The following is a 20730-nucleotide window of genomic DNA, read 5'->3' as shown; positions in this document are numbered from 1 at the left end:
CACGCGGGAGCGCGCGCCCGAACACCCAGATTGGGGGGACGTTGTTACCGCGCCATGGCGCCGGAAACGACGGTGAAGGGAGCGGCCACCTCCGCTGGGAGCGGCGCTCAGGCTCACGAACCCCGGACGGTTGCGGCCGGCAGAGGCACAACGCGGCACAAACCTTGCCTGTCCCCGCCACCGCTCACCACCCCCCGGGAGACTCAGCCCATGAAGCTTCATTCCCCGTTCTGGTCGCGCCTGGCGGCGTCGTTGCTCGCCGTGGCGGCCTGCAGCGCGTCAGCGCAAACCTTACGTTGGGCCACCGCCGGCGACCCCCTGACGACGGACCCGCACGCTCAAAACGAGAACGTCACCAACAACTTCAACCACCAGATCTACGAGTTTCTGGTGGAGCGCGACAAGCAACTGCGCTTCGTGCCGGGGCTGGCCACCCAATGGACGCAGGTCGAGCCCCTGCTGTGGCGGCTCAAGCTGCGCCCCGGCGTGAAATTCCATGACGGCCGGCCGTTCACGGCCGACGACGTGGTGTTTTCCGTGCGGCGCGCACAGCAGAAGACGTCGCAGATCGCGTCTTATGCGACGGCGGTGGGCGAGCCGCACAAGGTCGACGACTTGACCGTGGAGTTCCGGCTGCAGCAGATCAACCCGATCTTCCTCGACCACCTGGGGTCCGTCTTCATCATGAGCCGCGGCTGGTGCGAAGAACACAAGGCGACCCAGCCGCAGGACTTTTCCAGCAAGCAGGAGCTGTACACCACCTTCCACGCCAACGGCACCGGGCCCTACATGCTGGTCAGCCGGCAGCCCGATGTGCGCACGGTGCTCAAGCGCAACCCCAACTACTGGGGTCCGATGGAGGGCAACATCCAGGAGGTGGTGTACACCCCGATCAGCAGCGACGCGACACGGGTGGCGGCGCTGATGTCGGGCCAGATCGATATCGTGCAGGACCCGCCGCCGGGCGACGTGGAGCGTTTGCGCCGGGCGGCCGGCGTGCGGGTGGTCGAGGGACCTGAGCAACGTGTCATCTTCATCGGCCTGGATCAAGGGCGCGACGAGCTGCTGTATTCGAGCGTGAAGGGCAAGAACCCCTTCAAGGACCTGCGAGTGCGCCGCGCGCTCTATCAGGCGATCGACATCGAGACGCTGCGCACCAAGCTGATGAACGGCCTCGCGGCGCCCACCGGCGCGGTGGTGCCGTCGCCGCTGGCGCACCACCACGACCCCGAGATCGAAAAGCGCCTGCCCTACGACCCGGCGGCCGCGCGCCGGCTGCTCGGCGAGGCCGGCTATGCGCAAGGCTTCGAGGTCACGATGGACTGCCCCAACAACCGCTACATCAACGACGAACGCATCTGCCAGACGCTGGCGTCGATGTGGGCGCGCATCGGCGTCAAGGTGCGCGTCAACGCGATGCCCAAGTCGACCTACTTTCCCAAGCTCGAGAAGCTCGACACCTCGCTCTACCTGTTCGGCTGGGGCGGCTCGATCACCGACGCCGAAACCACCTTCACGCCGCTCTACCGCAACCGCGGCGAGAAGGGCGTGGGCGAATACAACCGCGGCAACTTCCGCAACGATGCACTCGATGCGTTGGCGGCGGCCAGCAGCCGCGAAGGCGACACCGACAAGCGGCGCGCGCTGGTGCGCCAGGTCTTCCTGCTGCACAACGAGCACCTGCACTACCTGCCGCTGCACCGCCAGATCATGCCGTGGGCCATGGCGCGCGGCGTCGAGGTGGCGCACCGCCCCGACAACTATCTCGAAGTGAAGTGGGTGACCAAACGGCGGTAGCGCCGGCTCGTCAGCCAGCGCGCCTCGGCTGCGCCCGGCTCGCCGCCTGTCCCTAGAATGCGGCATGACCTCAAGCAGTGTTGAGACCGAGAGCCGTGCCTGGCCGTATGCCGGAGGCGAGATGCGCCGGCTGCTACTCGAGCGGGACTGGAGCCACACGCCGCTGGGGCCGGTCGAGCGCTGGCCGCGCAGCCTGCGCACCGCCGTCGAGGTCGTGCTGCACTCGCCCGTCCCCATCGTGATGTTGTGGGGCCAGGACGGGGTGATGATCTACAACGACGCCTACAGCGAGTTCGCGGGTGGCCGCCACCCTCAGCTGTTCGGCTCCAAAGTGCTCGAAGGCTGGCCCGAGGTGGCCGATTTCAACCGACGCGTGATGGAGGTCGGCTTGCAAGGCGGAACGCTGTCGTTCCGCGACCAGCCCCTGGTGCTCTACCGCACGGGGCTGCCCGAGAACGTGTGGCTCGATCTGGACTACAGCCCGCTGTTCGGCGACGACGGGCGGCCTGCCGGCGTGCTGGCGATCGTGGTCGAAACCACGCAGCGGGTGCTGGCCGAGCAACAGAAGGCCGCGTTGCTGGAGCGCGCCGAGTCCACCGCGAAAACGCTGCAGCTGTGGTTCGAGCAAGCGCCGGGGTTCGTGGCGCTGCTGCGCGGGCCGACCCACGTGTTCGAGATGGTCAACCACGCCTACCGGCAGCTGATCGGGCACCGCAGCCTGATCGGCAAGCCGATGCGCGAGGCGTTGCCGGAAATGCCCGCGCAAGGTTTCGAGCAGCTGTTGGACAGCGTCTACCGCAGCGGCGAGCCGTATGTGGGCCGCGCGATGCGGCTGCAGGTGCAGCGCGAGCCGCACGGGCCGCTGGCCGAGGCATTTGTCGACTTCGTCTACCAACCCGTGTTCGATGCCGATGGCGCCGTCACCGGCATCTTCGTCCAGGGACACGAGGTCACCGAACAGGTGCGCGCGGTGGCCGCGTTGCGTGAGAGCGAAGAACGGTTCCGGCTCGCCGTCGAGTCGTCTTCGCTGGGCACCTTCGATTGCGATTTCGAGCGCGAGTCGGTGCTGCTGTCGCAACGTTCACGCGAGTTGTTCGATGTCTCCGGCGAAGTGACGCCGCTGGCGACCTGCATGGCACGCATCCACCCAGGCGACGTGGCGATGGTGCAGGATGCGCTCGCGCACGCCCGCGCCGGCCACCGCGAAGGGCGCTACAACGTGCGTCACCGGGTGGTGCGCAACAACGGCGAGGTGCGTTGGATCGATGTGGCCGGCCGCGCCCAATGGCGCGACGGTGCTGGCCCCACCGACGCGCAGGCCGAGCGCATGGCCGGTGTGCTGTGGGACATCACCGAACAGCAATACCTGGTCGAGACGCTGCGCCAGGCCGACCGCCGCAAAGACGAGTTCCTCGCGACGCTGGCGCATGAGCTGCGCAACCCGATCGCGCCGATCCGCACCGCCGCACACCTGCTGTCCAAGCCGTCGCTCGGCGCCGACCAGATCGCCTTTTGCTGCGACCTGATCCAGCGCCAGTCCAAGACCATGGCCTTGCTGCTCGACGACTTGCTCGACGTCTCGCGCATCACCAGCGGCAAGCTGACGCTGCGCAAGGCCTATGTGGGCATCGAGGCGGTGGTCGACGCCGCGCTCGAGACCGCCCGCCCGCTGCTGGAGTCGAAGCGCCACACGCTCACGGTGTCGATGCCGGAGCACGCGCCCCAGCTCGATGTCGACCCGCTGCGGGTGGCTCAGGTGCTGACCAACCTGCTGACCAATGCCGCCAAGTACACCGACCCGGGCGGCTCCATCCGGCTCGAGGTGGCGCTACAGGACGGCCGGGTCGAGTTCCGCGTGATCGACAACGGTGTCGGCATCGGCGCCGACATGCTGCCGTCGTTGTTCGAGATGTTCCACCAGGCCCCCGGCACGCTCGACCGCGCCCAGGGAGGCCTGGGCATCGGGCTGGCGCTGTCGCGCGGCTTGGCGGAGTTGCACGGCGGCACGCTCGATGCGTCGAGCCCCGGGCCCGGCCTTGGCGCCACCTTCCGTTTGAGCTTGCCGGTGACCGCCGCCGCCGTGCCGGTGACGACGGCCGGCGCCCCCGGCGCGCCACGTGGCGATGCAGTGGCGGCGCCGACCCGCACCCGGGTGGTGGTGGCCGATGACAACATCGACGCGGCCAAGACGCTGGCCCTGCTGCTCGACCTGGAAGGTTATGAGGTCCACGTGGCGCACGATGGGATGCAGGCGGTCGAACTGGCGGCCCGCGTGCGGCCACAGGCGGCCTTCCTCGACATCGGCATGCCCAAGCTCGACGGTTACGGTGCGGCCGCCGCGCTGCGCCGCGAGGCCTGGGGGCGCGACCTGCTGCTGGTCGCCACCACGGGCTGGGGCCAGGAAGACGACCGACGCCGCGCCCTGGCCGCCGGCTTCGATGCCCACCTGACGAAACCGATCGACCCCGACGCCGCCGCGGCGCTGCTGGCACAAGCCGGCACGGCACGCCAGCGTGAAGCCGGCCCCACCAGGGTGCCGACGCCCCACTTGCTGTGACCGGCCGCGCTGGGCCGCACCCGGTATGCGGCCCAGCGAACGCAGCAGATCAGGACGGCGCGCCGTGCCCGTTGCCACGCAAGGCGCCGGTGCCCGCCCCTCGGCCTGGGCGCCCAGTCCCTTGGAGGTCTGGGATGTTGCCGGCGGTCTCGTGCACCGAAAGCTGGTTGTCGACCGCCTCGACGCCGGGCATCGACGACACGGTCGCCAGCAGGCGGTCCACCTCCGCGGCCAGGATGTTGCCGCGCAGGCAGACGCGCCCTGCGCGAGCCTCCACATCCACGGCCCGGGCGTGGCTGACCATGCGACCCAGCTGCGCGCGAACGCGTTCGCACAACTGCCGGTCGCTGGTGGGCAGCACCGAACCGTCGAGCCGGGCGCGCGTGACCGCCACCAGGCCTTGGGCGCGATCGACGGCGCGCTTGGCTCGCGCATGTGCAACCTCCCGCACGTCATGCGATATCGCAATGGCCTTGTCGCGCAACAGGGCCCTGCGGCGGCGCCCCAGCACGGGGTCGAGGTAGTACATCGCGGCGGCGCCGACAGCGACGCGGACCAGGGTGGAGAAGAGGTATCTCACGTGTAGCTCCTTCTTGGCGGCGTGGTGGGGCCGACACCGGCGCAACCTTGGCCAGCGGCCCGCGGCCGCACCGGCGCTGGGTTCCCCTGCAGCGTGGGCGTGCAAGTGCCGTTCCCTGAGCCTCGGCGCTGTGCGGCCGGCGTCGGGGGAATGTCACACCGCAGCTTCGCAAGCAAGCCGCAACCAGGCCGGCGCCGAGCCAAGCCGTGGTAGAACCACGCCGAGCATTTGCACGAGGGTTGCGGCGGGCTGTCCCGCCGGGAGTCGGAGAGGTGCCTTCGGGCCCCAGGCCTCGTTGCAAGCGCTTCGAGTGGCCCGCCACACCGGATTCCCCGGTGGCACAGCAGCACTGCCGCCGCGGCCGGTGTGAGCGTGTCGTGAACCAAGACCACAAGGAAAGAAGATTCCGATGCTGAGACAGCTTGCTTTGTTGGCCGCCCTGGCCGCCCCCCTCACGTCCGCCCTGGCGCAAGCGGAGAACAGCGCGCCGAGCCAAGGCTTCCTGTGCTGCAACATGCGCACGGACGGAAAGTGGATCAGTGACATCAACTACGCCGAGAGCGGCACACGGCTGATCCCGGCCGGCACGCCGGTCAAAGTCACCGGCTTCGGCCGCCATCGTGTGCTGGTGGAAATCGAAGGCAGCAAGCAGGCCATCGGCAACGACTACAGCCGCACGATGGACCTCAACACCTTCGCCAGCCGCTACGTCACGGCGCAAGACCCGAAAGCCAAGCTGAACGGCTACCCGAAGAAGGTGCGCGAGGCCATCGAGGCGGGCCGGCTGCAGCCCGGCATGACGCGCGAACAGGTGCTGATGTCGGTCGGCTACCCGGTGAGCAGCGAGAACCCGCAGCTCGACGCCAAGGTGTGGCGCTTCTGGCGCAGCTCGTTCGCCGAATTCCAGGTGGTGTTCGGTGACGACGGGCGGGTCAAGGAAGTGGTCGCCGACCCGGCCACCCGCAACCTGGTCGTCGCCGAGTGAGGTGCGTGCGCCGGCAGCAGCCGGCGCACGGAAGCTCGCACACCTACAAACAAGCGGAACACTCCGCACACCACCCGCCACGGCCGCATCCGCGCCCGCAGCACCGCCGGGGTCCCCAGACCCCGTGCTGACCCTTCCCCCGCAAAAGTCAGCCGCATCCCTCGCCGGAGGGAGGCCGAAGGGCGACCCGCTTCCTACCCTCCAGGTACACGCCGCAGCTTGTCGGCGTGCCACACCATCCAGGGGGAGCCATGGTCGACATTGCAGATCGGAAGTACCAGCTGAGCGTGCCGCTCGACGCCTCGAGCGTCGCCGACTTCAAGCCCGAACGGGGCCTCCAGGTTGCCCTGTTCGACAACGCGGGGCACCCGGTGGCGACCCGCCGCGTCGAGCTGGACGCCAAGGGCCACGGCGAGGCCCGCTTCGGATTCGACAAGGCGCCGCCGAGCCTGCGCGCGCTGGTCGGTCCGGACGACGCCGGCGTGGAAGAGTTGCTGGGGCAACAGACCTTGTCGGTGACAGTCCCGGCGCGCCGCTGGCGCGGCACCGAAACCTTGCGGCTCGCACCGTGGGTCATCCCGGCGGTCTATTGGCATCACTGGTTGCGCTGGTGCCGCGTCTACACGGTGCGGGGCCGCGTGTTGTGCCCCGACGGCCGACCGGTGCCCGGCGCCAAGGTGTGTGGCTTCGATGTGGACGGATGGCTGTGGTGGGTCGGCTACCAGTCGCTGGGCTGTGCGACCACCGACGCCAGTGGCAGCTTCACGCTGCAGTTCCGCTGGTGCTGCGGCTGGTGGCCGTGGTGGTGGTGGCGGCTGCGCGACTGGCGGCTCGACCACGAGTTGTTCGATCGCGTGCGCCGTGCGGTGGAATTCGAGCCGCGCCTGCCGCCGCTGCCGCCGCCCGGCCCGCAACCCGACTTCGCCCGCCTCGACCAATGGCTGAGCACCGCCGAGGCCGGGTCAAACGCGTTTGCGCTGGCGAGCACTGCCGCCTCGGCCTCGCACACCCTCGCCCTGCGCGCGCAAACCTCGCCCGCGTTCGACAGCGTCCACGTCGCCTCGCTACGCGACCGCCTGTTGCGGCACCTGCCGACCTCGGCCGGCCTCGCCGAGTCGAGCCTGTGGCCGTGGATGCGACGCGAGCCCTGGTGGGACTGCCGGCCCGACCTGGCCTTCCGCGTCACGCAGATGTGCGGCGACGAAGAACGGCTGATCGTCAGCGAACCCTGGTGGCGCACCCGCTGGAACATCGACACCGAACTGGACCTGACGCTGACCGCCAATGCGGACGCCTGCTGCCTGGCAGACCCCTGCAACCCCTGCCCGCCGGACGGCGAGTGTGTGGTGCTGTCGTCGGTGTGCGACATCGATGCCGACCACATCGGCGGCAACCTCGGCGCTGAGACATCGCCGGCCGGCTATGCGTTTCCGGGAACGAGCTCGGCGATGGCCGACGCACCTTTCGCCGGGACCGTGGTGCTGCAGGGCATGTTCGGCGACACCGCCAACGTCGATTACTACGAGTTCGAGGTGGCGCCGTCCGCTGCGGGCCCATGGGCACCGGTGGCCCTGCCCTCGGCCGTCGGCTTCAAGCGCCGCTATTGGGAAGACATCACCTCGTCGCCGGAGGTGGACTTCCCCTTCCAGACGATCAGCGGACGCTACGTCATCGAAAGCCGCGCGCACTACGAAGACACCCACCCGCCGGCGACCGGCAGCTGGGGCACGACCCGGATCTGGTACGGCACCAACTTCCACACGCTGATGCGGTGGGCCACCGACGGCCATTACGACGGCGGGCCCTACCACCTGCGGTTGATCGGCTACACCTTGGTCGGCGGCGAACTGCAGAACCCGCGCGTGATGCCGGTGTGCGGCAGCGAGGACGATGCCAGTCCGCTCGCGAACTCGCTGGTGCTGCGGCTGGACAACCGCGCCTCATCGGACGAGCCGCGGGCCAAGGTGGTGGCGGTGCGCATCGACGGGGCGCTGGCCGGCCCATGCTCCAACATCGACGCCTCGCAGGGCGGCACGCTGGACGTGGACTTTGTCGCGCACGACCTCGACGGGCATTTGTCGCAGTACACGCTGGTGGCCACGTACGGCAGCGACGAGCCGCCGGTGTCGCTGCTCGGGCTGCCCGGTGCGACCCTCACACCGATCGCGGTGTCCGGTGCACCCGCAGCCGATGAAGTCGGGCCCACCTACCCCGAGGCACTGGGCCAAGGGGCGACGGCGCCAGTCTGGCGAGGCGGTGGCCTGCGGCTGCACGTGCCGGACTTGCGTGACGCCTTCCCGCTGACCTGCTGCTACCAGCTGGAACTGTGGGTCTACAAGCGGACCATCGCCAACTGCTACCAGGGACGGGCGCACCGGGCCTTCAGCTTCTACAGCCTGACGGTGCAAGTGTGAGCACGGAGGTACCTCAATGAACGCGGCGGTCGACTGGGCCTTGGCCGCCTTGGCGGTCTGGCGGGTGACCCACCTGCTGGCCGCCGAGGATGGTCCGGGCGGCATCGTCGTGCGGCTGCGGCGCCGGGCCGGCCACGGCTGGCTGGGCGAGGCACTGGACTGTTTCCACTGCCTCAGCCTGTGGGTGGCAGCCCCCGCGGCGGCATGTCTGGCCGTCGGGTGGCGCCAAGGCCTGCTCGGCTGGCTGGGGTTGTCGGCGGCGGCCATTCTGCTCGAGCGCGCGGCGCCGGCCTGGGGCGGCGGGCCGGCCGCCTTCGGACCGCCGTTCGACCCAGCCTCGCTCAGCGCGTTGGCACCGCCCGCCGAACCCGACCCCAACCCTCGAGGAGACCTTGAATGAACTGCTGTGGACGAAGACGGGCGCTGGCCGCCGGCATCCCCCCACCCACCGCGGCGCCAGCGCAGCCCCTGCCTCGGTCTCTCTCGCAGCCCGCGCCCCGGTCGATGCGCTGTGTCTTCGAATGCATCGTGGGCCTGCGCTTCAGCGCACAAGGCCCGGTGAGCGGACGCCGCTACCAGTTCACCGGGCCAGGCAGCCGGGCCGAGGTCGACCCGCGCGACGTGCCCTATCTGGCGCAGATGCGCGTACTGCGGCGCGTTTGAAGGCGCGGCGGCCGCCCTGCCTGCCCGGCGGCACCATCGCGATTCAGCGCGACGGGGCCGCGTGAAGCAACGCGAGGGCTGCGCCGGGCTGCTCCAGCCAGTGCCGCGGCGACACGCCCACCCGCTGCGTGAACAGCCGCGACAGCGCCGATGCGTTGGCATAGCCCAACTCATGGGCGATCAGCTTGACCGGCCGCCCCTTGCGCAACTCGGCCTGCGCGAGCGTCAGCCGCCAGCCGGCCAGGTAGTCGGCCGGCGTCTGGCCGACCACCGACTTGAAGGTGGCCGCGAAGGCGCTGCGCGACATGCCGGCCTGCTGCGCCATGCGGGCCAGGCTCCAAGGCTCGCCCGGCGTTTCGTGCAAGGCCGTCAGCGCCCGGGCCAGGCGCGGCTCGGACAAGCCGGTGATCAGCCCCACCGGCAGCCCGCCCCGCTCCGGGTGGTCCAGCAGCCAGCGCAGCAACTGGATCAACACGACCTCGAACAGGCGATCGGCCAGCAGGCGGGAACCGCAGCGCACCCGGTCGGTTTCCGCAAACAGCAGCGCCAGTGACTGGTCCAGGCCGTCGACGTCGGCCAAGGGCAGCAGCACCAACGGCGGCAGCCCTTGCACCAAGGGGTTGCGCTCGCCGCCGTCGAAATCGAGCGAGGCACAGGTGAAGTCGGCGCCTTCGGCCGGTGGGTTGTGGAAGTCGTGCGTGGCTGGACGTGGATAGAAGATCAAGCTCGGCTCGCGCACCACGACACGGGGCGGCAGGCCACTGCCGGGCGGGTGCGCCAGTTCCATCTCGCCACGCCGCAACACGTGCAGAAAACCGCGTCCGGGCTGCGCCTCATACCGGCTCACGCCACACAGCGCCCCGCTGTAGAAGAGGTGGGCGCGGACGCGGAAGCGTTCGAGCAGGGAGGACAGGCGGTCGATCTGCAGGGGCGACGGGGCGGTCACGGCGGCTGGACGATACGGTACGTTTTCGGGACGAACAGTGCCCGATGGTACAGGGTTCGTCGCGACACTGGCGGTGTGCCTGGGGCGCCTTGCTCAGTCAGAAGGACTGAGAGGCGCCCGACGGCACCGGCGCACCCGCACACACGTGGCCGCCGCGTCTCAACCGTGCACCTCGAAAGGAAACCTCATGTCCCGCATCGCGCTCGTCGACCCCGCCCACACGTCGGAAGACCGCCAAGCCCTGCTCCGTGCCATCCATGCCGCGTTCGGCGCCACGCCCAACATGTTCCGAGCCGTTGCGAACTCGCCAGCCGCCTTGAAGAGCATGTGGAGCGCCTTCGGCGCACTGGCCACCGGGACGCTGCCGCCGGTGCTGGGCGAACAGCTCGCGGTCGCCATCGCCAACCGCAACGACTGCGAGTACTGCCTGGCGGCTCACACGGCGCTGGGGCGCAAGGCCGGCGCCACCCGGGAGGAGATGGGGGCCGCCCAACGCGGCGAGTCAGCCGACCCCAAAACAGCGGCAGCGTTGCGGTTTGCGCTGCGGCTCGTCGAGGCTCGCGGACAGGCGAGCGAGCGCGACGTTCAGGCGCTGCGGGAAGCCGGCTACGACGACGAGCAGATCGTCGAGATCGTGGCGCACGTGGCGTTGAACCTGTTCACGAACTACGTGAACGTCGCATTGGCAGTACCGGTGGACTTTCCGGCGGTCGCGCTGAGCCCGCGCGCCTGACGCGCTGCGCCGCCGGCGGGGGCCGTGCGCTCACTGGCGCAGGGCGGCCTCCCCGGAAGGGAAGCGCCGCCGCGGAACGGGCACTTCAGCAGTTGCCCTTCTTCGCCTGCCCGGGCGGGCAGAAGCCGCTCGGGCCCGAGCGGGCGGGTGCCGGTTGATCGACCACGACGGAGCCGCGTGGTGTGTAAACGGCGCAGCCGGCGAAGGCAGAACACAGCAGGGCAAGAACGAGCAATCGCATCATGCGCTCCAAGCAAATGGGCAATTATCACACTCACGAGGACACCGGACATTGGCAAACGCTCGCTCTCGGCCTGTTGCCCGGCAAGCCTTGAGCGTTCGACGAAGGCCGACCGGTCGCGCACGACCGGTCGGCCTGGTTCAGTCGAGGCGGAGCTGCAAACGCAGGTAGCTGATCGTGCCTTGAGGCCGGTTGCGCACCGAGAACTCGCGCAGCACCTTCACCTCGGCAGCCCAACGTCCGTCTTCCGACGTGTAGCCCACCAGCGGCCCCAGGCCCAGGCTCTGCACTTCATTGCCGTGCGACGCCACACCAGGCCCCGAGTCGCGCGTGGTCTGCTTCAGCACGAAGCCCTGCAGGCCGACGCGGGTGGTGTCGTTGAGCCGGTACAAGCCGCTGAAGTCGCTGTGCAGGTATTGGCCCGAGCGCACGTCGGTGTCGCGGTTGCGGGTGTTGAAGGAGTAGGTGGTGCGGGAGCCGACCTCGAAGCCGTTCTCCCAGACATAGGCGGCGACCAGGCCGGGCCGCAGTGTCCAGAAGTCGCCAGCGCCCGGGTTGACGGCACGGTCCTTGTCGTAGGCGCCGGTGGGGGCGACCACACCGAGGCTGCCCACCAGCCGGTAGTCGTCGGTCTGCCAGTCGAGGAAGGTCGAGATTTCGGCGTCGCCGAGGCCGCTCTTGCTGCCGGAACGGGCGTCACCGGCGGCGGCGAGCGCCGCGGGTGGCAACGGGCCCGAGAAGTCGATGCTGTTGCGCTGGTGCACGATCGGCAGCGACACCGACGCGCCCACCCGGCCTTCCAGATACCGCAGTTCGGAGATGTACGTCACGCGCGGCACCAGGACGGTCGCCTCGATCTTGGGTTGCAGGCGCACCGCCTGGCCTCCCAGCGTGGCGACGTTGGTCCGCCCTTGGTCGTCGCGCACCTTGTTGGCGCGGTAATGCTGCAACCACACCTGGCCATACCACCCGGGAAACTGCGGGCTGGACAACTCCTGCGCAGGGCCGCCCAACAGGGCGCGCACCTGGCCGTTCTCGGTGGCGTGGGCAGGCAAGGAGACGAAGCCGGCCGAGACAGCGGCCAGGAAGACGGAGCGTGTGAGTTTCATGTGGTGTAGCGGTGGGAACGGCAGACGAGACGCACCAGGCAGGGCCGCCGTCGAGGCGACTGCGCGCCGAAGCGGCGGCTTGCAGATGCGGGCACTCACCAAAGAGGTCGGAGCGCCGGGCCGGGATCATATCGGCGGTCGTGCGACAAACGCCCGGCTGTGGCGTGAACGATACATGCAAACAGATGTATCACGCCAAAAACTTAAAATGAGAAGTTGTTCCTTTCGATCGTCATGACGTTCGAAAGCCTCTCTGCCGGGCGTGCCGCGCCTGCTCCAACCTGTTTGTGATGATGTTGTCCACCTCCCGCTTTTCCGCCCCCTTGCTGCGTGCCTGCACGGCGGCCCTGCTCGTTCTCGCCGGCGGCGCCAGCGCCGCCGAACCCGCCTCGGCGCCCGCTGCCGCTGCCTCGACGCCGGTGGCCGGCGGTGTGGTCCTGGAGGGTGTGCACTTCGACCCGAGCGTGGTGGTCGGGGGACAGACGCTGCCGCTGAACGGTGCCGCGATGTCGAGCATCCTGTCGGCCAAGTCGATGGCGGTGGGCTTCTACCTGCCCACCAAGCAGACCACCATCGACGGCGCAACCGGTGTCAAGGGGCCCAAGCGCATCCACTACTGCACCGTGCGCGTGCTGTCGACGCGCGATCTGGCCAACGCCCTGCTCGACCGCATTCGCCAGAACACCACGTCGGAGGAGTTCGCGGCCAACATCGTGCAGACGGCTCAACTCGGCGCCGTCTTCGGCACCCGCAAGGAGCTGAACAAGGGTGATTGCGTCAACATCGACTGGACACCCGCCAACCAGACCACCGAGTTCCGCCTGAACGGCGAACTGATCAGCGAGCCGATCAAGGGCGAAAGCTTTTTCTCGATGATGATGAAGGTGTGGATCGGCCCCAGGGTGCGCGCGTCGACGCGCGAAGGCATCCTCGGCCTGCGCTGAGCGCACGGCGTTCCGGCCTACGTCGGAACGGGCCCCCCGGCCCTCGCCCGCAACTGACGGCGGGCGGTGAGCCGCAACGCTGCGGCAGCCTCAAGGACAGGGTCGGCGTGTCGTGGCAGATCGTGCCGCGCGTGCTCGGCGGCAGGCTGCAGAGCGCGGAGGCGGGCCCGTCGAAGCGGGTCATGCAGGCGATGGTGCAGATGACCCGGTTCGACATCGAGACGGGGCAGCGCGCCTGCGAACAAGGTTGACGCGCCGCGCGCCGGCGGCGTCAGCGATGATCGTGCCGGTCCCGACGCCAGTCGCCGCGGTCATGCCCCGAGTGGCCGTGGTGGTGGTGGTGATGGTGGTAGTGATGCCCCCCATGCCCACGCCAGTGGCTGTGCCCGTGGCCATGGCGGTGGCCATGACCGTGATGGCCGTGCCCGTGCCGCACGTGCACCACGGCGGGCGGCGGGGCATACACGACAGCCGGCGCCGGGTGCACCACCACGGGACGCGCGTTGGACACCGAGGTGGACACGACCGGCCCGTGGACACCCACCGACCAATAGACATTCCCGGCGTAGGCCGGTGCACCGGCCAGGGCAGCAACAGCCAGGGCGGCGGTGGCGATCAGGGCACGAGCTTTCGACATCAGGTTCTCCTTGCCGGCCCTACCGTGGGCCGTGCTGCTTCAACGTCGGCCCGCGTCGATCGGTGGTCGTGCTTTACCTCGGCTTCAACTGCTTTACCTCTGCTTCACATTCGGCGCTGCCGCCCCAGGCATCGCGTGCCTCGGCCACCAGTTCGCCGGTACGCCCCTCGTAGCGCGGCGAAAAATGGAAGGGCACCAACGCCCGCGCGCGCAAACGGCGGGCGATGGCGCCGGCTTGCGCCGCCGTCAGGTGGTTTTTGCGCAGCGCATGGGCGCGGTCTTCGTCGAGAAACACCGTCTCGATGTGCAGCAAGTCCACATCGGTCAGCAAGCGCACCAGTTGTTCGACATTGGCCTCGGTGCAGCGCAGGTCGGTGACATAACCGATGCGCCGGCCGGCCACCACATCGAGCACCAGCGGGCGCAGTTCGGCCAGCGGTCGCACCATGCTGTGCTCGCCGTCGCGGTCGCGCCAGCGCAGCTCGATCGGCAAGTCGTCGGGTGCACCGGTCAACACCGCGTGTTTCAGTTCGCGCAGCCACGGGCCGGTGGTCACGCCCAGCGCCGCGAGCCGGTCCGGCGCGACGCGCACGCGTGCCTTCTCCTCGAGAGCGTAGGCCAGCACGGGCATTTCATGGTCGACGAAGCGGGCCCGGACCCGGAACGTCGCTTCGTCGTGCAGCACATCGTCGTCGAGCGTGAACGCGGCTTCGTCGCCGCGCGTGAAGGCGGTGCGGCTGTCGAAGCGGGCACACCGGCCCCGGCCGTCGGGTGACACCTCGCGGGCTTCGATGGTCAGCGCCACCTCGTAGCGCTGCACCACGTTCCAGGTGTAGGCGCGCAGCTTGTGCTCCACCTGGTCGACGAAGTTCGGCCCGCCCCACAGCACCAGCCGCGGCATGCGGCCCAGCCCGACCGCCAGCAGATGGTCGAACCCGGCGAAGTGATCCATGTGGGTGTGCGTGACGAACACATGCGACACCCGCAACAGCACGCGCGGCGGCAAGCGGCCGATCTCGCCGAGGTCGAACAACAGCGCGCGGCGCTCGTCGCGCACGTCGACCACCAGGCCCGGCTCGGCGGCGCTCGGGTCGACCAGGCGGGGCTCGAGCAGCGTGCGCATCGTCAGCCGTCCAGTTCCGATCGCGCTTCGATCCGGCCGGCCTTGATGGCGGCGAGCAGTGCCGCGTGGTCGGCCTCGGTCTGCTCGGCATAGGCGAACGCGTGGCGCACCAGCGCGTCGTCGAATGCCTCGCCCTTGCCGACATAGCCGGCGATCACCGCCGGGTCGCCGGCCTTGGCCTGTGCATGCGCGAGCGAATAGCCGCACGCCACGGCATAGTCGCGCAGGTCTTCGGCGTCGAAGGTCTCGAAGTCGAGGCGGCCCTTCATGTCGCGCAGCTGCCGCACATAGAACTCCGCGCCGAGGGTGGAGCTGGTGGCCCAGCCGAGGAAGATGTCGCTGGCGGCCTGGCACAAACGCTGGCCGAACACGATGCGCTGGCCGTTGTGCAGCTCGGGCTCACCGTCGATCCAGGGCGCCAGCACCGAGTCGGCCGCTTCCTTGATCTGCAGGAACAAGGGATGGTGGCCGTCGGCCACGAACAGCGCGACAAAACAGCGCCGCCCGACACTGCCGACGCCCGGCACGCGCACCGCCACGTCCATCAGCTCGTAGCGGTCGAACAGCACCTGGCGGTCCTCGATCAGCGATTCGCGGTACTGGGTGAAGAACTCTTCGATGCCGTGCTCGAAGGCGCTGATCTCGCGTTCGGTCGCCGCGGCATGGTGGTAGACCCAGGGCGGTTCGTCCTTGATGCGCATCTCGCGCCCGCTGGGGCCATCGACCCATTCGACCGCCTCGTCAGCCAGTTCGCGCGAGCCTTTGCGGCGCGCCTTTTCGATCGCATCGCGCTCGTGCTTGTCGCTGCCGCCCAGGCGCAACAGGGTCTCGGCGGTGTCTTGCGTGTACCAAACGTCCAGCGTGTCCATCTCGGCCAGTGCCACGATGCGCTCGTGGTAGGTGTCGAGCAAGGCCCGCACGATGTCTTCGGTGGCGCCCTTCTTGAACCCGCCCTGCCGGCAGGCGACGACAACACTGGCCGCCAGGCGCCGCAAGTCCCAGTCGAACGGGCCCTGCAGGGTTTCGTCGAAGTCGTTGAGGCCGAACAGCAAACGGCGTTCGGGGCTGGCGAACAAACCGAAGTTGCCGAGATGGGCGTCGCCACACAACTGCTGCGACACCGGGCAGCGCGGGCCGCGCGCCAAGTCGTGCGCCATCAGGCCGGCCGCGCCGCGCAAAAAGGCGAGCGGGCTGGCGGCCATGCGGCCATAGCGGAGCGGCACCAGCTCGGGCACGCGCCCCGGGTCGGAGGCGGTCAACAAGGTGATCGGGTCGCGTCCGCCGCCGTCGTGGTGGGCCAGCGCCGAGCGCGGGCACTGCTTGCGCGCCTCACGGCCGCGCGCGTAGCGCTGCGACAGGGCGCCGCGGCCGATCAGGTGGTCGGTCGAATGTTGCATCAGGGGAGCACCCGGCAGGCGCCGGACGGAAGTGGCGACGCCTGAAGTGTCACCGCCGTCGCGAACCACCGCAATCGGCGCCGTCCGACACGGCGCCCGGAAGCGGCCCGGCGCACGGCGTGACCTTGTCGATGTGAAAGGTTGGGTGAGTGGCGAAACGGAGCGTGAACCCGGCGTTTCAGAGCGGCGAGGCCGAGGGCGATACCGCGGAGTTTGTGCCCGGCGCCGACGCAGGCGCCGCCGGCAAGGCCGCCGGCAACGGCCGCATGTACACATTGGACGGTTCGTCCCAAGGCGTCGCGCTCAAGGCCCTTGCGTGGCCCAGCGCCTCCAGCCGCTCCATCCACGCGCGGTCGAACAGCTTGTCGGCCCCCGGCTCGGTGGCCAGTTCGGAGGGGATGGTGGTGACGTGCACCTCCACCTTCAGCCCCGGGTGGTCGGCACTGACGCTGCGCGCCATGTCGCGCAGGCCTTGCAGCAACTGCGGCTGCTGCGCCCAGAACAACATGGTGGCCGTGCGGCGCGACATGGCCAGCACGCTGCCAGGGTCGAGCGACTGCGGCTTGGGGTGGGTCCACAGGTTCATCACGACCCACAGGTGCACCGTGACCGGCTCGCGCACGCCCGCCGTGCGCAGGCTGTCGGCCAGCAAGGCGTAGCCCTCACGGTCGGGGGCGACCAGCAGGTTGGAGACGATGCCGCCGTCGGCATGCACACGACCGTCGAGCAGCACCGGGGCGAAGGCCCCCGGGATCGCCGACGAGGCGATGAAGATCGAGTGCACGCGCGCGAGCCCTTCGGCCGCCGCCATCTCCTGCGACACACGCCAGACGCGCCCGGTTCCCAGCTCGAAATCCGAGGTGCCGATCGCGATCTCGCGCCCCTGCGCGAACTCCGCGCCCAGCCGTTGCGCCAGCGCCGGCGACAGCGTCTCGTGGACGCTGCGCACATAGCGCGACGTGTCGAGCACGCCGCCAGTCGACTTGAGCCAGAACCACCAATCGAAGCTGGGGCTGATGCGATCGGCCGCGCTGAGGTAGAGCTCGCAGGCCTGCTGCAAGTCTGCCTCGTTGCCGAGCAACGCGAAGGCGGTCTGCAAGGCGCCGGTGCTGACACCGGTGACGAGGTCGAAGCGCGGCATCGGCGCCGTCGGGTGGGACTGCCAGCCGCGCAGGAAGCCGGCGCCGTAGGCGCCGTGCTGTCCGCCGCCCGACAGCAGCAGGATGTCGAGGCGCCGATCGCCTCGCATCTGGACACGCTGGGCGAGGTTGGCGGTCAGTGCCGCTTGCGTCTCGCGATGGACAACGCGCGACTGCCGTGCGGCCTGCTGAAGCTCTTCCGCCGGCGTGGGTGGGCGCTGTGCCGAGACACAGGCCGCCAGCGACAGACAAACGGCCAGGCCGGCCACAAGAATACGAAAGTGCCGCATGACCGACCGCTTCCTCCGCTGTTGTTCTTCAGGATGACAGGAGGCGCGATCATAAGCGTGCCCTCTGCCACACCTCTTTGCCGCGCAAGATCAGGGTCGACCCGGGGGTGGCCCGCCCACGCCCCTCGGGTATGCCCCCATCGAGGTGGGTGTCGTCGCGTCGATAAAACTCCTATCACTTTCGACCGAGAACCGCCGATGTCCGCCGCCCAGAGGTATTTCGAGAACCTGCGCGCCCTGCCCACCATGCCCGAGGTGGCGCGCCAGCTGCTGCGCACCTTCGACGACGAGAACGTCAGCGTGGGCCACCTGTCCGCATTGATCGCCAAGGACGCAACGCTGTCCGCCAAGGTGCTGCGCCTGGCCAACTCGGCGCGCTTTCGCCCCGCCAACGACGTCGCCACGCTGGCCGACGCCTCGACGGTGCTCGGCCTCGACACCTTGCGCGATCTCGCGATGAGCGCCTGTGTCGCCGGCGCCTTCCCGCAGGCGCAAGGCCTGGACCGTGCCCGCTTCTGGCGCCACAGCCTGGCGACCGCGGGCTACGCCAAGCTGCTGGGCCGCTGGCTGCAACTGGACAGCGAGGTGGCCTACCTCGCCGGCCTGATGCTGCGCACCGGGCAGATCCTGATCGCGCTGTCGGAACCGACGCTGGTGGCCGACGAGGAAGCGCACGTGACCGAGGCGGGCTGCCGCTTGTCGCTCGAGATCAACCGTTTTGGTTGCACGCACAGCGATGTCACCGCCGAGCTGGCGCGCCGCTGGCGCTTCCCGCCGATGCTGGTCGAGGCGTTCGCCGATGCCTCCGACCCGCTCGCCGCGCGGCCGTTCTCGCTGCTCGCGGCGGTGCTGCGCCTGGCCGAGGTGCTGGCCGACGCACTCGAACTCGGCACGCCGGCCCTGGCCGCGCTGGAAGCGGCCGAGCCGGCGCTGCTGGACCACCTGCACATCGACCGCGCCTGGCTGGACCAGAAGCTGCAAGGGGTCGGCGATGTGACCGGCGGGCTGGGCGCGCTGCTCGCGCACTGAGCCTGACGCCGGTCCGCCGGCAGGGCCAACGCGCCGCTCGTCTTCCGCTCGTCAGGCCGTGCCCTTCGCTGCGGCGTAGCATGCGGGCACGAACTGCCCGCAGACGCCCATGCTTCGCCGCCCTCGCCCCATCGCCTCCCTAGCTCTCAACCGCGGGTGGCGGCGGCGATGAGTCGCATCGGGCAGGCACCAGGCACGCTGCTGGTCATGGGCGCCGGCAGTGTCGGCTGCTACCTGGGCGGCTGCCTGCAAGCCGCCGGCGCGCCGGTGAGCTTCGTCGGGCGGCCGCGCGTGTTGCAGGCGCTGGCCGACCATGGTTTGCACCTGACCGATCTCGACGGGGGTGACCATCGCCTGCCACCCGCCGCGCTCGACCTGCATCCCCACGTGCCGTCCGGCCTTGCGCCGTCGCTGGTGCTGCTGTGCGTCAAGAGCCCTGCCACACGTGACGCGGCGCTCGAACTCGGCCAGCGGCTGCCCCCCGGCACGCCGGTGCTGTCGATGCAAAACGGTGTCGCCAATGCCGAGATCGCCAGCGCAGCGGCGCCGGCCTTGCAGGTGCTGCCCGGCATGGTGCCGTTCAACATCGCCGAGGTCGGCCCCGGCCACTACCACCGGGGCACCGAGGGACGGCTCGCCGCACAGGCCGCACCGGCCCTGACGCCATGGCCAGCATGGTTCGCGCGGGCCGGCCTGCCGCTGACGCTGCACGACGACCTGCGCCCCTTGCAGTGGGGCAAGCTGCTGTTGAACCTGAACAATCCGGTCAACGCGCTGTCGGGCCTGCCGCTGCGGGCCCAGCTGCTCGACCGCCACCACCGCCGCCTGTTCGCCGACCTGGTCGACGAGGCCCTCTCGGCGATGCGCGCCGCCGGCATCACACCGCAGCGGCTCACGCCGCTGCCCTGGGCCTGGCTGCCGACGCTGCTGCGCTTGCCGACGCCGCTGTTTCGGCGGCTCGCCGCGTCCATGTTGCGCATCGACGCGCACGCACGTTCGAGCATGGCCGACGACCTGGCCCAGGGGCGGCCTACCGAGGTCGACATGCTGTGTGGCGAAGTGGTGCGCCTTGCCGCGCGGCTGGGCCGCAAGGCACCGTGCAACGCCGAGATGCAGGCGCGTGTCGAGGCGGCCAGCGGACACCGTTGAGCGCATGCGGCCTCGACGGTGTGACGCGAGCGTCAGCGGCCCACCTGCTGCACCAGTTGCTGCGCCAGTGCCAAGGCTTGCCGCCGATAGCCGCCGCCGAACATCAGCGCATGGTTGAGCACATGGTAGAGCTGGTACAGCCCGCGCCGCTGGGCATAGCCCGCATGCACCGCGCGGACCTCCCGATAGGCCTCCCAGAACCCGGGCGGGGGGTGCCCGAACAGCTCCATCATCGCAAGCTCGGCTTCCGGGTCCGAACACGACACCGCCGGGTCGTAGAGCACCGGCGTGCCATCGGGCAACAGGCCCCAGTTGCCTGACCACAGGTCGCCGTGGATCAGGGCGGGCCGGGGCTGGTAGCCGTCGGCGAAAAAGGCCGGCAGCCGTGCCACCACCGCGGCGACCGCACGCACCAGGTCGGCCGACCCGTCCTGCTCGGCGAGGCGGCGGGCCAAAGCGTTCAGCCGCTCACGCCCCCAGAAGTCGATCCAGCCCGACACGCCGCCTTGTTCGCTCCAACGGTTGGACTGCAGGGTGGCGCCGATGCGGTTGTCGCGCCGCCATCCGTAGCGACCCTCGCCGGGACAGGGCGCGTCATGCAGCGCTGCGACGGCGCGGCCCAGGCGGGGGCCGAAACCCGCGTCGGCCGGGCGCAGCTCGAGCCACTCGAGCGCCAGCACCACGGCACCCGACGCGTCCGCGGCCCCGCAGTAGGCCACGTCCGGCACCCGCACCGCGCCCGTCGCTGCCAATGCGGCGAGGCCGTCGGCTTCCGCCTCCAGCACGTCGGCTCGCGGGGGCGGCACCGCCTTGACGAACAGCGCGCTGCCTTTGCGCTGCGCACGCCAGGTGCGGCAGAAGCCGCTCGCGTTGAGCGGCTGCACCGACCAGCCGGCGCCGAGCGCGGCGTCGAGCACGGGGAGCGGGGTCAGGGTGACGGTCATGAGCGGCGGCCTTGAGCCTCAGGATAGCGCCTGGGCCGGAAAGGGCCGCCTCG

19 protein-coding genes are annotated in these 20730 nt (G+C 69.8%); 11 read left to right on the top strand and 8 right to left on the bottom strand.

The annotated features are described in order from the left end of the window. The first annotated feature begins 210 nt into the window (after positions 1 to 210). Both AAW51_RS04290 and AAW51_RS04285 read left to right on the top strand, forming a co-directional pair. Positions 211 to 1797 (top strand): ABC transporter substrate-binding protein, encoded by a 1587-nt coding sequence (locus tag AAW51_RS04290; protein WP_047193608.1) that lies wholly within the window; start codon positions 211 to 213, stop codon positions 1795 to 1797. Between the two features lie 64 nt (positions 1798 to 1861). Continuing rightward, complete coding sequence (locus tag AAW51_RS04285; RefSeq protein ID WP_047193607.1) at positions 1862 to 4354, top strand: PAS domain-containing hybrid sensor histidine kinase/response regulator; 2493 nt, start codon at positions 1862 to 1864, stop codon at positions 4352 to 4354. 49 nt (positions 4355 to 4403) lie between these two features. On the opposite strand, the gene AAW51_RS04280 is transcribed toward AAW51_RS04285, so the two are convergent. After that, positions 4404 to 4934, bottom strand: coding sequence for a BON domain-containing protein (locus AAW51_RS04280; protein WP_238947757.1), 531 nt, complete (start codon positions 4932 to 4934; stop codon positions 4404 to 4406). Between the two features lie 409 nt (positions 4935 to 5343). Here AAW51_RS04280 and AAW51_RS04275 point away from each other — a divergent pair, with 409 nt between their 5' ends. From AAW51_RS04275 to AAW51_RS29720, 4 genes are all read left to right on the top strand, one after another. Continuing rightward, positions 5344 to 5919 carry a hypothetical protein gene (locus AAW51_RS04275; protein ID WP_047193606.1) on the top strand — a complete coding sequence of 192 codons (576 nt, stop codon included), beginning with the start codon at positions 5344 to 5346 and terminating at the stop codon, positions 5917 to 5919. A gap of 251 nt (positions 5920 to 6170) precedes the next feature. After that, complete coding sequence (locus tag AAW51_RS04270; protein ID WP_047193605.1) at positions 6171 to 8333, top strand: carboxypeptidase-like regulatory domain-containing protein; 2163 nt, start codon at positions 6171 to 6173, stop codon at positions 8331 to 8333. A gap of 16 nt (positions 8334 to 8349) precedes the next feature. Beyond that, complete coding sequence (locus tag AAW51_RS04265; RefSeq protein ID WP_053013332.1) at positions 8350 to 8733, top strand: hypothetical protein; 384 nt, start codon at positions 8350 to 8352, stop codon at positions 8731 to 8733. Positions 8734 to 8837: 104 nt separating this feature from the next. Then, positions 8838 to 8996: a hypothetical protein gene (locus tag AAW51_RS29720; RefSeq protein WP_157359612.1), complete on the top strand. Its 159-nt coding sequence runs from the start codon at positions 8838 to 8840 to the stop codon at positions 8994 to 8996. Between the two features lie 43 nt (positions 8997 to 9039). Here AAW51_RS29720 and AAW51_RS04260 read toward each other — a convergent pair whose 3' ends face one another. Next, positions 9040 to 9942 (bottom strand): AraC family transcriptional regulator, encoded by a 903-nt coding sequence (locus tag AAW51_RS04260; RefSeq protein WP_047193604.1) that lies wholly within the window; start codon positions 9940 to 9942, stop codon positions 9040 to 9042. Positions 9943 to 10129: 187 nt separating this feature from the next. On the opposite strand from AAW51_RS04260, the gene AAW51_RS04255 reads away from it, so the two are divergent. After that, positions 10130 to 10675: a carboxymuconolactone decarboxylase family protein gene (locus tag AAW51_RS04255; protein ID WP_047193603.1), complete on the top strand. Its 546-nt coding sequence runs from the start codon at positions 10130 to 10132 to the stop codon at positions 10673 to 10675. Positions 10676 to 11056: 381 nt separating this feature from the next. On the opposite strand, the gene AAW51_RS04250 is transcribed toward AAW51_RS04255, so the two are convergent. Next, entirely contained in the window at positions 11057 to 12025 is a 969-nt protein-coding gene (locus AAW51_RS04250) for a SphA family protein (RefSeq protein WP_047193602.1), read from the bottom strand. A 290-nt stretch (positions 12026 to 12315) separates the two neighbouring features. Here AAW51_RS04250 and AAW51_RS04245 point away from each other — a divergent pair, with 290 nt between their 5' ends. Both AAW51_RS04245 and AAW51_RS29715 read left to right on the top strand, forming a co-directional pair. Continuing rightward, positions 12316 to 12969: a chalcone isomerase family protein gene (locus AAW51_RS04245; RefSeq protein WP_047193601.1), complete on the top strand. Its 654-nt coding sequence runs from the start codon at positions 12316 to 12318 to the stop codon at positions 12967 to 12969. Between the two features lie 107 nt (positions 12970 to 13076). Further along, entirely contained in the window at positions 13077 to 13220 is a 144-nt protein-coding gene (locus tag AAW51_RS29715; protein WP_157359611.1) for a hypothetical protein, read from the top strand. Positions 13221 to 13240: 20 nt separating this feature from the next. Here the strand turns inward: AAW51_RS29715 and AAW51_RS30615 are convergent, their stop codons facing one another. From AAW51_RS30615 to AAW51_RS04220, 4 genes are all read right to left on the bottom strand, one after another. Beyond that, on the bottom strand, positions 13241 to 13606 hold the full coding sequence (locus AAW51_RS30615; protein ID WP_047193600.1) for a hypothetical protein: 366 nt from the start codon (positions 13604 to 13606) through the stop codon (positions 13241 to 13243). Positions 13607 to 13679: 73 nt separating this feature from the next. Continuing rightward, positions 13680 to 14729, bottom strand: coding sequence for a ribonuclease Z (locus AAW51_RS04230; protein WP_047193599.1), 1050 nt, complete (start codon positions 14727 to 14729; stop codon positions 13680 to 13682). Between the two features lie 2 nt (positions 14730 to 14731). Continuing rightward, positions 14732 to 16126, bottom strand: coding sequence for a DUF2252 domain-containing protein (locus tag AAW51_RS04225; protein WP_047193598.1), 1395 nt, complete (start codon positions 16124 to 16126; stop codon positions 14732 to 14734). Positions 16127 to 16304: 178 nt separating this feature from the next. Beyond that, positions 16305 to 17555, bottom strand: coding sequence for a patatin-like phospholipase family protein (locus tag AAW51_RS04220; RefSeq protein ID WP_083438076.1), 1251 nt, complete (start codon positions 17553 to 17555; stop codon positions 16305 to 16307). 198 nt (positions 17556 to 17753) lie between these two features. Here AAW51_RS04220 and AAW51_RS04215 point away from each other — a divergent pair, with 198 nt between their 5' ends. Then, complete coding sequence (locus tag AAW51_RS04215) at positions 17754 to 18584, top strand: HDOD domain-containing protein (RefSeq protein ID WP_053013331.1); 831 nt, start codon at positions 17754 to 17756, stop codon at positions 18582 to 18584. Positions 18585 to 18752: 168 nt separating this feature from the next. Continuing rightward, positions 18753 to 19733 (top strand): 2-dehydropantoate 2-reductase, encoded by a 981-nt coding sequence (locus tag AAW51_RS04210; protein WP_047193596.1) that lies wholly within the window; start codon positions 18753 to 18755, stop codon positions 19731 to 19733. Positions 19734 to 19765: 32 nt separating this feature from the next. Here AAW51_RS04210 and AAW51_RS04205 read toward each other — a convergent pair whose 3' ends face one another. After that, on the bottom strand, positions 19766 to 20677 hold the full coding sequence (locus tag AAW51_RS04205; RefSeq protein ID WP_047193595.1) for a fructosamine kinase family protein: 912 nt from the start codon (positions 20675 to 20677) through the stop codon (positions 19766 to 19768). Positions 20678 to 20730: the final 53 nt, after the last annotated feature.

It is taken from the genome of Caldimonas brevitalea (assembly GCF_001017435.1).
Lineage (GTDB): Bacteria > Pseudomonadota > Gammaproteobacteria > Burkholderiales > Burkholderiaceae_C > Caldimonas > Caldimonas brevitalea.
Note: the sequence above shows the minus strand (reverse complement) of the source record. Positions and strands in the feature narration are given on the sequence as shown.

Coding starts and splice junctions, on each gene's coding strand:
- AAW51_RS04270 (WP_047193605.1), top strand. CDS start 6,171: ATGGTCGACATTGCAGATCGGAAGTACCAGCTGAGCGTGCCGCTCGAC.
- AAW51_RS04245 (WP_047193601.1), top strand. CDS start 12,316: ATGATGTTGTCCACCTCCCGCTTTTCCGCCCCCTTGCTGCGTGCCTGC.
- AAW51_RS04265 (WP_053013332.1), top strand. CDS start 8,350: ATGAACGCGGCGGTCGACTGGGCCTTGGCCGCCTTGGCGGTCTGGCGG.
- AAW51_RS04285 (WP_047193607.1), top strand. CDS start 1,862: ATGACCTCAAGCAGTGTTGAGACCGAGAGCCGTGCCTGGCCGTATGCC.
- AAW51_RS29720 (WP_157359612.1), top strand. CDS start 8,838: ATGCGCTGTGTCTTCGAATGCATCGTGGGCCTGCGCTTCAGCGCACAA.
- AAW51_RS30615 (WP_047193600.1), bottom strand. CDS start 13,606: ATGTCGAAAGCTCGTGCCCTGATCGCCACCGCCGCCCTGGCTGTTGCT.
- AAW51_RS04250 (WP_047193602.1), bottom strand. CDS start 12,025: ATGAAACTCACACGCTCCGTCTTCCTGGCCGCTGTCTCGGCCGGCTTC.
- AAW51_RS04225 (WP_047193598.1), bottom strand. CDS start 16,126: ATGCAACATTCGACCGACCACCTGATCGGCCGCGGCGCCCTGTCGCAG.
- AAW51_RS04205 (WP_047193595.1), bottom strand. CDS start 20,677: ATGACCGTCACCCTGACCCCGCTCCCCGTGCTCGACGCCGCGCTCGGC.
- AAW51_RS04215 (WP_053013331.1), top strand. CDS start 17,754: ATGTCCGCCGCCCAGAGGTATTTCGAGAACCTGCGCGCCCTGCCCACC.
- AAW51_RS04230 (WP_047193599.1), bottom strand. CDS start 14,729: ATGCGCACGCTGCTCGAGCCCCGCCTGGTCGACCCGAGCGCCGCCGAG.
- AAW51_RS04220 (WP_083438076.1), bottom strand. CDS start 17,555: ATGCGGCACTTTCGTATTCTTGTGGCCGGCCTGGCCGTTTGTCTGTCG.
- AAW51_RS04255 (WP_047193603.1), top strand. CDS start 10,130: ATGTCCCGCATCGCGCTCGTCGACCCCGCCCACACGTCGGAAGACCGC.
- AAW51_RS04290 (WP_047193608.1), top strand. CDS start 211: ATGAAGCTTCATTCCCCGTTCTGGTCGCGCCTGGCGGCGTCGTTGCTC.
- AAW51_RS04210 (WP_047193596.1), top strand. CDS start 18,753: ATGAGTCGCATCGGGCAGGCACCAGGCACGCTGCTGGTCATGGGCGCC.
- AAW51_RS04275 (WP_047193606.1), top strand. CDS start 5,344: ATGCTGAGACAGCTTGCTTTGTTGGCCGCCCTGGCCGCCCCCCTCACG.